The 11595-nt window shown below is 61.2% G+C and carries 14 protein-coding genes; 7 read left to right on the top strand and 7 right to left on the bottom strand.

Annotation, left to right across the window (positions count from 1 at the left end; all coding sequences use genetic code 11):
• Positions 1-79: 79 nt before the first annotated feature.
• On the bottom strand, positions 80-580 hold the full coding sequence (locus tag OKC40_RS11630; RefSeq protein ID WP_234605652.1) for a methylated-DNA--[protein]-cysteine S-methyltransferase: 501 nt from the start codon (positions 578-580) through the stop codon (positions 80-82).
• Positions 577-2121 carry an AlkA N-terminal domain-containing protein gene (locus OKC40_RS11635; RefSeq protein WP_234605651.1) on the bottom strand — a complete coding sequence of 515 codons (1545 nt, stop codon included), beginning with the start codon at positions 2119-2121 and terminating at the stop codon, positions 577-579. The genes OKC40_RS11630 and OKC40_RS11635 overlap by 4 nt, the downstream gene beginning before the upstream one ends.
• A 349-nt stretch (positions 2122-2470) precedes the next feature.
• On the opposite strand from OKC40_RS11635, the gene OKC40_RS11640 reads away from it, so the two are divergent.
• From OKC40_RS11640 to OKC40_RS11665, 6 genes are all read left to right on the top strand, one after another.
• Positions 2471-2860, top strand: a complete 390-nt coding sequence (locus tag OKC40_RS11640; RefSeq protein WP_234605650.1) for a type IV pilin protein — start codon at positions 2471-2473, stop codon at positions 2858-2860.
• Position 2861: 1 nt separating this feature from the next.
• Complete coding sequence (locus tag OKC40_RS11645) at positions 2862-3281, top strand: GspH/FimT family pseudopilin (protein WP_042060180.1); 420 nt, start codon at positions 2862-2864, stop codon at positions 3279-3281.
• On the top strand, positions 3278-3670 hold the full coding sequence (locus OKC40_RS11650; protein WP_270795305.1) for a type IV pilus modification PilV family protein: 393 nt from the start codon (positions 3278-3280) through the stop codon (positions 3668-3670). The genes OKC40_RS11645 and OKC40_RS11650 overlap by 4 nt, the downstream gene beginning before the upstream one ends.
• Positions 3664-4224, top strand: coding sequence for a PilW family protein (locus OKC40_RS11655; RefSeq protein ID WP_234605648.1), 561 nt, complete (start codon positions 3664-3666; stop codon positions 4222-4224). Before OKC40_RS11650 ends, OKC40_RS11655 begins: the two co-directional genes overlap by 7 nt.
• Positions 4221-5759, top strand: coding sequence for a DUF7305 domain-containing protein (locus OKC40_RS11660; protein ID WP_270795308.1), 1539 nt, complete (start codon positions 4221-4223; stop codon positions 5757-5759). Before OKC40_RS11655 ends, OKC40_RS11660 begins: the two co-directional genes overlap by 4 nt.
• 175 nt (positions 5760-5934) lie before the next feature.
• The gene (locus OKC40_RS11665; RefSeq protein WP_234605646.1) at positions 5935-6336 is read left to right on the top strand and encodes a VOC family protein; all 402 of its coding nucleotides are present in this window, start codon (positions 5935-5937) and stop codon (positions 6334-6336) included.
• Positions 6337-6471: 135 nt separating this feature from the next.
• Here OKC40_RS11665 and OKC40_RS11670 read toward each other — a convergent pair whose 3' ends face one another.
• The 4 genes from OKC40_RS11670 to OKC40_RS11685 form a co-directional block, all read right to left on the bottom strand.
• Positions 6472-7950, bottom strand: a complete 1479-nt coding sequence (locus tag OKC40_RS11670; protein WP_234605645.1) for a carboxypeptidase M32 — start codon at positions 7948-7950, stop codon at positions 6472-6474.
• Positions 7951-8088: 138 nt separating this feature from the next.
• Positions 8089-8670: a DNA endonuclease SmrA gene (smrA, locus tag OKC40_RS11675; protein ID WP_042060152.1), complete on the bottom strand. Its 582-nt coding sequence runs from the start codon at positions 8668-8670 to the stop codon at positions 8089-8091.
• Positions 8671-8859: 189 nt separating this feature from the next.
• Positions 8860-9039, bottom strand: a complete 180-nt coding sequence (locus OKC40_RS11680; RefSeq protein ID WP_234605644.1) for a DUF3149 domain-containing protein — start codon at positions 9037-9039, stop codon at positions 8860-8862.
• Positions 9040-9160: 121 nt separating this feature from the next.
• Positions 9161-10063: a TraB/GumN family protein gene (locus OKC40_RS11685; protein WP_234605643.1), complete on the bottom strand. Its 903-nt coding sequence runs from the start codon at positions 10061-10063 to the stop codon at positions 9161-9163.
• Between the two features lie 88 nt (positions 10064-10151).
• Between OKC40_RS11685 and OKC40_RS11690 the strand changes: the two genes are divergently transcribed.
• Complete coding sequence (locus tag OKC40_RS11690; RefSeq protein WP_234605642.1) at positions 10152-10484, top strand: DUF1904 family protein; 333 nt, start codon at positions 10152-10154, stop codon at positions 10482-10484.
• Positions 10485-10575: 91 nt separating this feature from the next.
• Here the strand turns inward: OKC40_RS11690 and OKC40_RS11695 are convergent, their stop codons facing one another.
• A complete protein-coding gene (locus OKC40_RS11695; RefSeq protein ID WP_005343603.1) occupies positions 10576-11403 on the bottom strand; it encodes an SDR family oxidoreductase in 828 nt (275 codons plus the stop codon).
• Between the last annotated feature and the right edge of the window lie 192 nt (positions 11404-11595).

Raw genomic sequence — 11595 nt, forward strand, 5'->3', positions numbered from 1 at the left:
ACCTGTTTTGTTATTTAACGTTACGCCATGTGCTCTCAATTATAATTTATGACGAGGTATAGCATATAACGTGTGATATTCAGGTAGCGTGGCTTGTTGTGGCATTACGCTGGCTATTTTCCAGATCCAGCAACATCTTTTTGATCTCCAATCCCCCCGCATAGCCGGTCAGGCTGCCGTTTTGGCCGATCACCCGATGGCAGGGGACGATGATCGAGAGCGGATTGCGGCCGTTTGCAGCGCCCACTGCCCGCACCGCATCGGGTTTGCCGATAGCGCGGGCAATATCGCTGTAGCTGCGAGTTTCGCCGTAGGGAATATCACACAATGCTTGCCACACCGCTTGCTGAAAAGCGGTGCCGCGAGCCGCAAGGGGCAGGGAGAAGCGCTGCAAGCGACCGGCAAAATAGGCGTCAAATTCGGCGAGGAAGGGGGCCAGCGCCTCGCGCTCTTGTTGCCAGCCACTCATATCTGGCAGTGCCCGCAGGCCCGCCACAAAGTCTACGTGTACCAGACCGGATTCATTGATGGCGACCAGCAGATCGCCACAGCGGGTCGGCAGGATATCGTAGCGGATCATGGGGTTATCTCCTGTTGTTGGGTATCTGGCTGTTGTTCGTTGCTGGTGGCATGGATCAGCAAATTGGGCGCTTCACTCATGGCGTGCCACAGCCAGCTGGCCGCATAGCTGCGCCACGGCTGCCACGCCGCGCTTTGTGCCAACACCTCTTTCACCGGCAGCTTGGCACCGCCCCCGAGCGCTTTTTGCAGCACCAGATCGGAGGCGGGGAAAGCATCGGTATCCAGCCCGCAGCGCAGCCGCCAGTAAGAGACCGTCCAGGGGCCTATGCCCGGTAGCGCCAGCAACTGCTCGTCACTGGCTGTCGTGAGGGTCAGTTCGCCGCTGGCCAGCGCCTCGGCCACTCCCCGCAGGGTGCGAATGCGGCTGCCGGGCATGCCGATGCCGTCGAGATCGAGTTCGCACAACTGGGCGGGGGTCGGTAGTTGCGCCACCCCGAATTGCGCCCCGGTGCGGGCTACCAGTCGCCCGAGCAGGGTGATGGCCCCCTTGACCGATACCTGCTGGCCGACGATGGCGCGCAGCATCACCTCGTACTCATCCCAGCCGGCGGGCAGCCGCACGCCCGGCCAGCGCGCCTGCAAACGCGCTAGCAGCGGATCCTGACCGAGCCGATCGCCGATCCGCTGCATATCGGCATCGAGATCCCACATCCGGCGCACCCGATACAGCAGATCAGGCAGCGCCGCGAGCGGCAGATCATGGACGGTGAGCTGCAGGCTATGCCCCTTGCCCTGCGCGATGCGCACCAGCGCAACCTGATCGCCGACCCGGTAGCGCCGCTCATACACCTCACCATCCACCCGCTCCAGCCCCGGGATCGCCCGCAGCCGGTAGAACGCCAGCATGGCTGCCACGTCATACGGGGGGCGGTAGGGCAGTTGCAGCGTCAGGGTTGCGCCGCGCGGCTCCGAGCCCATGTGTTCTGTCGCGTCATCGTGCTGCTCTTGCTGGCGTAAGGTGCGTGGGGCCATCCCATAGGCGTTCAGCCAGGCATCGTTGAAGCGGCGGATGCTGGCAAAACCGGCGGTAAACGCGATGTCGGTGATGGGCAGCCCGGTTTCGGTCAGCAGCCGTTTTGCGAGCAGCAGGCGTCGCGTCTGTTCCACCTGTTTTGGTGAGGCGCCGAGGTGCTGCTCGAACTGGCGGCGCAGCGTGCGTTCGCTTATTCCGGCCTCTGTGGCCAGTTCGGCGAGCGTGCCATCAGCCAGCTCGCCACGATCGATGCGCGCCAGCAGACGTGCCAGCTCAACCGGCAGATCGCCACGGGCGGCGGGGGCCAGCTCCGGCCGGCAGCGCAGGCAGGGTCGCAGCCCATATTGCTCGGCGGCAGCGGCGCTTTGGAAGTAGCGCACATTGTGCTCGTGCGGTGGCCGTGCCGGGCAGACCGGCCGGCAGTAGATGCCGGTCGAGATCACGCCGGTAAAGAAGCGGCCATCGAAGCGCGCATCGCGGGCGAGCCGTGCGGCGTGGCACTGTTCGCGGCTGAGGGCGTTGATCCGCTCATCGTGTGACGACTCTGGGCTTGGCTTTGCATTCATTGCATGGCGCCTTTGCTGGGATATTTTGCTGGAACAGATGGCAAGAGAGTAAGGGGACGTGGGGGCCATGACTAGCCAGAAACGGACAGGGATAGCAAAAATCGGCCACCCCGTCGTTTCACCCGGAGCGACTCGGCAGGGGGATTGGCTCAACTTTATTTTCCTTGCGAGATTAGTGGTGTTGCAAGCTGATTAAAAACGGATAACAGATCACATAATTATCTTTTTATCATTGAGGGGAACGGTTTTGTGTTGTTCAATCGAGTCAGTTAATTTTTCGTGATTATTAAGTCAAGCTCTTTGCGGCCAGCGGCCGACCAATAACAACAACACTTGCCAAGGATGATAAGTGAGCGACTGTACGGCATGGCCCCGTTGCCGGGGGTTTAGTCTGATCGAATTGCTGATCGCCATGACGGTTGTCAGCATTCTCGCGGCCATCGCGCTACCTGCGTATCAGGGGTATCTGCAACAGGGGCGTCGTTATGAAGCGCAGCAGCAACTGCTGGAGCAGGCACTCGCCCTCGAGCGTATCTATACCCAACAGGGCCGTTATCCCGACACGTTTGTCCCCCCTCCCAGCACGGATTTCTACCAATTCAACTACAGCCAGCAAGACGCTGGCGACTACCTGCTCAAAGCCATTCCGACGACGCGACAACAGGATGAGTGCGGCACTCTGACGCTCGATCACACCGGTTATCGCGCGGCCAACCGTCATGACTGCTGGGGATCATAAGATGAACGTGCGCGGATTTACCCTGATTGAGTTGATGATCACGGTCGGCATTGCCGCCATCTTGCTGCTGGTTGCGGTGCCCTCCATGAGTCAGCGCCTCGCGGCCGAGCGGCTCGAGCGCTCTGCCACCGAGCTCGCTTCTGCCTACCGTTTTGCCCGCAGCGAGGCGGTCAAGCTGACCCTGCCGGTGGTGCTGCAGGGCACCGAGAGTGGCGGTTGGGAGGTGATGGCCGACAGCAAGTTGCTGCGTCAGGCGGCAGCCCCCGCTGGCGGCGTGGTGATCAAGCCGTTTGAGCCGATCCGGATCGCGCCAACCGGCAGCAGCCGCCACACCGAGATCACTTTGGCCAATCGACTCGGTGATCAGCGCGTGCTCTGCGTGGCGCCGAGCGGTCAGCTGCTGCAAGGGAGCTGCTCATGAAACACGCCGCGCCTGCTCGCCAGCAGGGTTTCAATCTGGTGGAGATCATGGTCTCCATGGTGTTGGCGGTGATGGTGTTTCTCGGTCTCGCCAAGGGGCAGATGGTCTCGTTGCAGCAGGCGCACTACAGCCTGCAGAGCACGCTGGCCACTATCGAGGCGAGCAACAGCGTGGAGCAGATCTGGAGCTCGCTGTGCGAAGTTCAACGCAAGCCGGAGCGGTTCACCCAGGCCGATTTTCTCGCCCGTTTCACCCTGCATGATGGTCACCGGCTGGTGCTGCCGAACCGCTACAGCGATAACTTTGTGGTCGCTATCGAGTGGCAGGACAAGCGGGTCTCCGGTGCCAAGCGGGTGGAGCTGAACGCAGGATTTCCCCCCCTATGCTGACCGTTCCCTCCCGACAGCGAGGCGTCAGTCTCGTCGAGCTGATGATCTCCATGGTGCTCGGCCTGATGCTGATACTGGCGATTTTTGCTGGTTACGCCCCGATTAAAAGCACGGTCGAGCAGAGTAAGGCGCTGGAGCAGGCAAACGAAGTGCTGCGCTTTGCCACGCTGACCTTTACCAACAGCATCAAGCAGGCGGATCAACTGATTGCCGTCACCCCTGATCGCCTGACGCTCGCTTTCAAGGTGGAGGGGGGCAGTCAGGTGCTCTCCTGCCTTGGCAACCAGAAAACCGCCGATTTTACCGAGCAATACCGCTTCACGCCGCCGGTACTCAGTTGCGATGACGGGGACGGCGCGCGCCTGTTGCTGGCGCATCTTCAGGATCTTGAATTCGGCCAGCAGGGGACGCTGGTCAATATCCGCATCTTGCCCGAAGGGCTGCCCGGCTATCTGGAGCCGGGGGTAGAGGTGCAGGTGGCCCGTCGCAAGGCGGTCTGGGCGGCAGCGCTGGCCACATCCGGTGCCAACGCCACAACTGGGGGAGCAGGATGAACAAGGGATTGCAGGGGCAACGGGGAGCCGTATTGCTGGTGGTGCTGGTGGTGAGCCTGCTGTCGAGTCTGCTGGTGTTTACCAGCATTCAGGAGAACCAGTTGCAGACCCGCCTGAGCGGCAATTTTCACAAGAAGATCAATGCGCAGCTGAGTGCCGAGCAGGGCATGAACGAGAGCTATCGCGCCCTGCGTCAGGCGCTTGGCGCCGAGCCGCGCATCGAGTGGGATCGGTTGGTGCAGAAGGTGCCGGGCAAGGGCGAAGGGGCGATGGCGGGTAGCCGCTTCAGCATCGAGCAGCTTGATACTGAAGCCGACAGCAAGCTGGCGCTGCAGAGCCATGGCCGCTATCTGGAGGGCAATGCCAGCCTCAACGCGCTGTTTGCCCTCAAGCGTGAACCGGGCAATCTGATCTTCCAGGACTCGGTGGTGGCGTGCGAAGGGCTAAGTCTCTCCGGCAGCGGTCTTATCGATAGTTATGACTCGCGCAAGGGCAAATATGGCGGCACCAACATCAACCAGAATGCCAAGGTGGCGACTGTCAGCGACAAGGCCAATGTGGTGCTTGATGGTCACTCCCCCATCTGGGGTGATGTACGGGCGACCGGCTCGGTGACCCTGAACGGATCTTCGCCCATCTCCGGCAACGTGAATGCCGGGAGCGACGTCATTATCTCCCCCTCTTCGGACAAGATTGTCCGGGTCTCCGGTAATGTGAAAGGGGGCGGCAGTTTGACTCTGAAAGGGGGGCGCATCGGTGGCCAGGTGGCGGTCAATGGCAATGTCTCCATGGATTGGGGCACCAGCATCGACAGTGGCAAGCTCAGTTATGGCGGTGCGGGCAGTTTCAACGATCAGGCGAACCAGAAGTATCTGGATCCCCAATACCGCATTCACCCCAAGCTGCCACCGGTAGCCGGGCAGGTGTGTGACCCGCTCAATGTGGCCGCGCTGGCCAAATCATTCCCGCCAGCAACGCTGCCAATCAATGGCCCGCTGACGCTGGGGGCCACCCAGCAGATGGTGTTGACTACGGATCCCTCCACCGGCTCGGTCACCAGCAGCAACCAGAACAAGCCCGGGCTGCCGCTACCCGGCAAGGGGGAGCTGTTTGGCAAGGAGCAGACCGTGTATCAGCTCGATAGCCTCAATATGGGGTCGGATGCCAAGCTCACCATCAAGGGGGATGTGGTGCTGCTGATCGGCAAGGATTTCACCATGGGTGGCAGCAACCAGTTGACGGTCGAGCCGGGCAGCAGCCTGACCCTGATCGTCAGCGGCAAGATCGATCTCGGGGCTGGAGCCGAGGTCACGGCAGGCAAGCAGGGACTGACACCGGCAGGTAATCCGGCGATTTCCATCTATTCCGCATACAGTGGCAAGGATGGAGTCAAGCTGTCGGGCAATACCCCGCTCTATGCGGCCCTCTATGCTCCGCTCACCGAGATGAAGATCGCCGGGAGTGGCGGTCTGTTCGGGGCGGTGCGCGCCAAGCATCTGACCGAGAGTGGTGCTGGCGGGGTGCATTATGACTAGGCGCTGGGCATGGCGGATATGGGTGAGGATCAGGGGCCGCCGCCGACACTGGCACTGCGGCAGTGGCACTTTGTGCAGTGAGGCTGGCGAGCCGCTAAAAAGGATCGAACGGGGCGCGCAACTGTGAGAAGGTGGAGATCTGTCCACCCAGCCGTTCACTATTGAGGAGTGCTCCATGCCAGGCCCCGCTCGTGCCGGTGCCCTGATCTATGCCAAGGATCCGGGCCTGCTGACCCAGTTTTATCGTACCCTGCTGCAGATGGTGGTCTGCAGTCAGGATGAGCAGCTGGTAGTGCTGGAAAACAGCGATATCCAGCTGCTGATCCACGCCATTCCCGAACCCTATGCCGAGCAGGTCGTTATCAACCGCCCGCCGGAACTGCGGGAAGAGGGGGCCATCAAGCTGTTTTTCACCGTATCCAGCCTTGCCTGGGCAGAAGCGAAGGCGGCGGATCTCGGCGGCGGCCTGCTGCCACAGCAGTGGACGGGGCCCGGCTTTGTGGTGCGCAATGCCTTCGACCCGGAGGGCAATATCCTGCACCTGCGCGAGTTGCTGGGTTCCCCTGATCCCCTCTGAATCCTCTCTTTTTACTACATGGTGGTGAGGGTGTGCTGCGCCATGCACCGCCATAAAAATGAACCGCCATAAAAACGGGGCCCTGTAGTGGTCAACTAAAAAGGGCCCCGTTCTGCTGTTAGCTTGTTGCTCTCATCACTTCAGGTAGCGCTGTTCCAGATGCTGGCGCAGCCAGTGCGGGTTGAGCGCTTCACCGGTGGCACGGCGCACCAGCTCGTCGGTGCTGTGCAGGCTCCCTTGTGACCAGATGTTGCGTCCGAGCCAGCCGAAGATCTCCGGCAGACGGCCCGCCGCGATGACGTCCCCCATGCTGCCCAGCTCTTTTTCGAGGGCAAAGCGCAGCTGGGCGGCATACATGGCACCCAGGGTGTAGCTCGGGAAGTAGCCAAACGAGCCGTCGGTCCAGTGAATATCCTGCATGCAGCCATTGCGGTAGTTGCCCTTGGTGGAGAGTCCCAGCCACTGCTGCATCTTGGCATCCCACAGCTCGGGGATGTCGGCCACCTCGATCTTTCCTTCCACCAGATCGCGCTCCAGCTCGTAGCGCAGGATAACGTGGGCCGGATAGGTCACTTCGTCCGCATCGACCCGGATAAAGCCCGGCTCGACCCGGCTGTAGAGCTTGGCCAGATTGTCCGGTGCAAACGCCGCCTGCTCGCCGAAGTGGTGACGAATGCGTGGCGCCAGCAGACTCAGAAAGGCCGGATGATGGCCCAGCTGCATCTCGCAAAACAGGCTCTGGCTCTCGTGGATCGCCATGGAGCGCGCCTCGGCCACCGGCTGACCCAGCAGATGGCGCGGCAGCCCCTGTTCGTAACGGGCATGACCGGTCTCGTGCACTATGCCCATCAGGCTGGAGACAAACTCCTGCTCGTTGTAGCGGGTGGTGATCCGCACATCGGTCGGCACGCCGCCACAGAAGGGGTGACTGCTCACATCGAGGCGGCCGTGGGCGAAATCAAAGCCGAGCAGTCCCATTACCTCCTGACCGAGCGCCTGCTGCGTCGGGATGGGGAAGGGGCCTTGCGGCAGCAGCAGGGCATCGCCCTTCTGCTGTTCGCTCACGGTTTGAATAAGGTTCGGCAGCCAGCTGGCGAGATCGCCGAAGATCTGATCGAGCCGTGCGCTGGTCATGCCCGGCTCATAGAGCGCCAGCATGGCATCGTAGGGGCGCACGCCAAGCGCATCGGCCCGCAGCTGTGCCACGTTACGGGAGAGTTTCACCACTTCTTCGAGATTGGGGGCAAAACCGGCCCAGTCGTTGTGCTTGCGCTGGCTGCGCCAGGCGTGCTCGCACTTGCTGCCGGCCAGCGACAGCGCTTCGACCAGCTCACCGGGCAGCAGGCTGGCATCTTGCCACTGGCGCTTGATCTCGCCGAGATTGGCCCGTTGCACTTCATCGAGCGGCTCGCTCTCGGCCTTGGCAATCCAGTCGCCCAGCTCGGGAGCGGTGCGCTTCTGGTGGATCAGCAGACCGAGTTCGGCCATCGCTTCGGCGCGGGCATCGTTGCCCCCTTCCGGCATCATGGCCGCCTGATCCCAGCCGCAGATGGCGGCGAGGTGGCTAAAGCGGTGGATCTGCTGCTGATGTTGTTCAAGCTTTTGATATGACATGGGATTGTCCTTGTTATCGTCCCTGATGGTATGCCGCCCCGTACCTGGCATGATCGGGGCTGTTTGATGCTAACACCGCCGCTGCATCGTTGACCACCTTCACGCTGGCGGGCCAAAGGGGTGGTGGCGAGCGGCGGGTTAACCTAGCCGCTTCTGGTGCCGTTCGCGGTTTTCCGCTTTTTTGCGCTCGCTTTTGCGCAGCAGCACGTAGAGGGCGCCGCTGCCGCCGTGGCGACGCTCGGCGCTGTGGATCGCCATGACGGCGGGCAGTTGCGGCAACCAGGCGCTGACATAGCTTTTCAGCAGGGCGCGCGGGGTGCTGCGCTCCCCCTTGCCGTGCAGGATCAGCAGGCAGCGGATATCCCGGACTTCACAATCCGCAATGAACTGCACCAGCGTCTGGCGCGCTTCGTTGAGGGTTTTTTGGTGCAAGTCCAGGCTGGCCTGCAGCTCGTATTTGCCGAGCCGCAGCTTCTTGTAGACCCCCTCCTGCACCCCATCACGCTTGAAGCCGACGATCTCGTGCGGATCGCGCATTTCAATGGCCTCCATGGTGAGGTGGTCGAGGGCGAGTTGCTGCGCGGTAGCAGCCTGACGGCGAGCGAGCTGCGCCTCGGTCGGGGCGGATTTGGCCGCATGGGGATGGATGTTGTCGCTGCGAATGGGCCGCACGTCGGCCACTTCATTCATAAATAGCGAGAGTTCGTCGTTATGAGACACGGCAGGCTCCCCATAAGAAAAAGTGGCGGCCATTATAACGGCCGCAACCGGCACAGAAAACGGGGAAAGCGGGAGGAGATAAGAGGGGAGCCCAGCATGGAAGCCGGTGCCGTCTGGCCCGGGAATCACTGTCACGAACCATAAAACAGCACAGGCGGTCAGTGTGAGCGACCGCCCGGGGTCAGAGGATTATTTTCCCTCTTTGGGTTGTTGAGAATGGGGTTGCTGTGAATGAGGCGGTTGCGAGTGCATCACCTTGTAGATGAAGTAGGCCGCGTAAGAGCTGATGAGCAAGAAGGTGCCGATAATCACCAGCATCGACATCAATCCCACGCGGTTGCCAAACATCAGGTCCAGCCAAAAGTCCATTTTATTGCTCCTGTCACCCGGTTGATGACAGGCATGATAAATACCTCTTTGCCCCGTCCGGGATGATCCCGATCAACTCCCTTGCAGGTTGTTTAATAACCAGTGCGTTCTGTGATCGTTCTCACTGGACTCCTTGCTGCCGAGCCTGCACAGGGCCCGGTGTGGTGAGCGGGGTAATGTGCCACCCCTGCTGCTCCAGCAACGCCAGCAATCCCTGTGCGCCGTAAAGGTGCAGGGCGCCTACCACGATAAAGCTCTCGCTGGGCAGGGTGGACCATTTTTTCAGCCAGTTGTGGTTGCGTTCGGCCAGCAGGGTCTGCTCCATCCAGCTCTGTAGCGCGGGCGGGGCCATCTCCTCTTTGAGTAGATTGATCAGCGTCGCCTCATCCCCCTGCTGCCACGCTTTCATCACGGCGGCGAAACCTGTCTCCAGCATTGGCAGCTCATCCAGGGTACTGGCAAGCATCAGGGTCTGGTTGTCACCCACGCTGGCCAGATAACCGAGCTGCTCCAGCAGGGTTTCAAAACCCACTACCGGTTTGCCCTCTTTGGCGGCCCGGGTGGCAAAGTGCTGGTCTATCCCGAGTTCACTCTTGAAGTCGGAGCGGGCCATAGCGGCCTGGGTCAGGGTAATGGCGGCAAACCAGGGGCGCAGGGTGGCAAGGGTGGCCTCGTCGATGCCATAGCGGGCGCCCGCCATCAGGGTGCGTTGATAGAGCTCGGCAGGCAGATGATCCTTGAGCGGTTTGCCATCCACCAGTCGGGTGAGGGAGCCGGTCTGTTGCCACTGATCCGGCGTGATGCTGTTCATGTCCACCTCCATCACCAGTGCTCGGCTCTGCAACCAGGCGCGCTCAACCGGCTCGGGCAGCGGATAGAGGGCTGGCTTGCCCGCATGGATGGAGCCCAGCAGCCAGTGTTGCTGGTTGCCCTTGCTCACCCGATAGAAGGCAGGATCGGCAAAGGCGTGCAGCGGTAGCAGCAGGCAGAGCAGGAAGGCAAAGAGGGTGCGATGAAATCTCATGGGGATCCTTAATATGCGCCGGGTGACTTCTCTTGCTGACAATAACTCCTATGATAAGTCCTCATTTCAGATAACCAAGAGGTTTGCCATGCCCCATCTTCGTTTTCGCGCTGTGACGCTCGATACCCTGCAACAGGTGAGCGGCCCGCTGCTGGCCGAGCTTTGCGAGCTGAGCGGCGGCAAGCCGGAGTTTGTCACCATGGAGCGGGTGGAGAGCTGCTGGATCCGTAACGGCGAGCCAGAGGCGGGGTTTCCGTTTGTCGAGTTGCACTGGTTCGAACGGCCGCAGGAGATGCAGGATGCCGCCGCGCGCCTTATCACGCGCCATTTGAAGCAGGTGCTGGGGGAGCAGACCTATGTGGTGGTGCAGGTGATCCCCCTGGTCAAGAGCGCCTATTACAGCAACGGTGAGCACTACTGAAGAGAGGGATAAACAAGGTTGGCGGGTTGGATTGCGCCTCTATAGAGCTAACCCAATCCGGGCGACAGGATGCTTGTCGCCAGTTACGGGATCAGGCCGATTTGGCCAGCAATTTATCGAGCCAGCGAGTGGGCAATACCCGTCGCAGGAAGGCAAACAGCCGGGTCGGAGTGGTCACCGGATAGCGCGCCTTGGGATGGGCGTGGGTCAGCGCATGGAGCAGTGGCGGGATGCAGGCTTCGCTGGAGAGGGTAAAGCCGCTGGTGGCCCCCTCTTTTTCCAGCCGCGTCAGGGTTTGGCGGTAGGCTGATTGATGACGGCTTTGGGCTGGATCGATGTGGCGCAAGAAGGCGCTGCGGGCATTGGCACGAAAACGGGTATCGATGGGGCCCGGTTCAATCAGGCTGATGTGTACCCCGCTGCCCGCCAACTCGAGGCGCAGGGTATCGCTATAGCCTTCCAGCGCAAATTTGCTGGCGTTGTAGGCGCCGCGATACTTCATGGCAACCAGCCCCAGTACCGAGCTGTTCTGCACTATCCGGCCCTCTTTGGCCTCCAGCATCGGCGGCAGCACCTGACGGATCAGATGGTGCCAGCCAAACAGGTTGGTATTGAATTGCTCCCTGAGCGCCTCGGTGGGCAGATCTTCCAGCGCACCCGGCTGGCCGTAGGCGCCATTGTTGAACAGGCCATAGAGGCGCCCGCCCGCCAGATGGAGCGCCGCACTGGCACCCAGCTCGATGGAGGCGGGATCCGCCAGATCCAGCTGTACCGCCAGCAATCCCTGTTGCTGCAAGCGGGCCACATCTTCCGCCTTGCGCGCCGAAGCGATCACGGTAAAACCGTGTTGCCCCAGCGCCTGTGCGGCGGCGAGGCCAATTCCGCTGGAACAACCGGTGATCAGAACAAAACGGGGCATGATGGCGTCCTTGTGACTGCTGACAAAAGCGTGCGGGCTGGTGAGCGGATAAAACCCTTATCCGGCTCGCATGTTAGCCTGCCAACCGGAAAAAAGAAAACCGGGCCAAGTGGCCTAATGCCGATCAGTTAAGGATCCATTGACCGATCCTTCTGATGTGTGAAAATCCGAAACCTGTTGATTGGTTTCGGA

It is taken from the genome of Aeromonas sp. QDB11, from assembly GCF_027705265.1.
In the GTDB taxonomy this organism is placed as follows: domain Bacteria; phylum Pseudomonadota; class Gammaproteobacteria; order Enterobacterales; family Aeromonadaceae; genus Aeromonas; species Aeromonas allosaccharophila.

Excerpts from the sequence above, each read along its gene's own strand:
- OKC40_RS11630 (WP_234605652.1), bottom strand. The coding sequence starts at position 580 with ATGATCCGCTACGATATCCTGCCGACCCGCTGTGGCGATCTGCTGGTC.
- OKC40_RS11635 (WP_234605651.1), bottom strand. The coding sequence starts at position 2,121 with ATGAATGCAAAGCCAAGCCCAGAGTCGTCACACGATGAGCGGATCAAC.
- OKC40_RS11645 (WP_042060180.1), top strand. The coding sequence starts at position 2,862 with ATGAACGTGCGCGGATTTACCCTGATTGAGTTGATGATCACGGTCGGC.
- OKC40_RS11650 (WP_270795305.1), top strand. The coding sequence starts at position 3,278 with ATGAAACACGCCGCGCCTGCTCGCCAGCAGGGTTTCAATCTGGTGGAG.
- OKC40_RS11655 (WP_234605648.1), top strand. The coding sequence starts at position 3,664 with ATGCTGACCGTTCCCTCCCGACAGCGAGGCGTCAGTCTCGTCGAGCTG.
- OKC40_RS11660 (WP_270795308.1), top strand. The coding sequence starts at position 4,221 with ATGAACAAGGGATTGCAGGGGCAACGGGGAGCCGTATTGCTGGTGGTG.
- OKC40_RS11665 (WP_234605646.1), top strand. The coding sequence starts at position 5,935 with ATGCCAGGCCCCGCTCGTGCCGGTGCCCTGATCTATGCCAAGGATCCG.
- OKC40_RS11670 (WP_234605645.1), bottom strand. The coding sequence starts at position 7,950 with ATGTCATATCAAAAGCTTGAACAACATCAGCAGCAGATCCACCGCTTT.
- OKC40_RS11680 (WP_234605644.1), bottom strand. The coding sequence starts at position 9,039 with ATGGACTTTTGGCTGGACCTGATGTTTGGCAACCGCGTGGGATTGATG.
- OKC40_RS11685 (WP_234605643.1), bottom strand. The coding sequence starts at position 10,063 with ATGAGATTTCATCGCACCCTCTTTGCCTTCCTGCTCTGCCTGCTGCTA.
- OKC40_RS11690 (WP_234605642.1), top strand. The coding sequence starts at position 10,152 with ATGCCCCATCTTCGTTTTCGCGCTGTGACGCTCGATACCCTGCAACAG.
- OKC40_RS11695 (WP_005343603.1), bottom strand. The coding sequence starts at position 11,403 with ATGCCCCGTTTTGTTCTGATCACCGGTTGTTCCAGCGGAATTGGCCTC.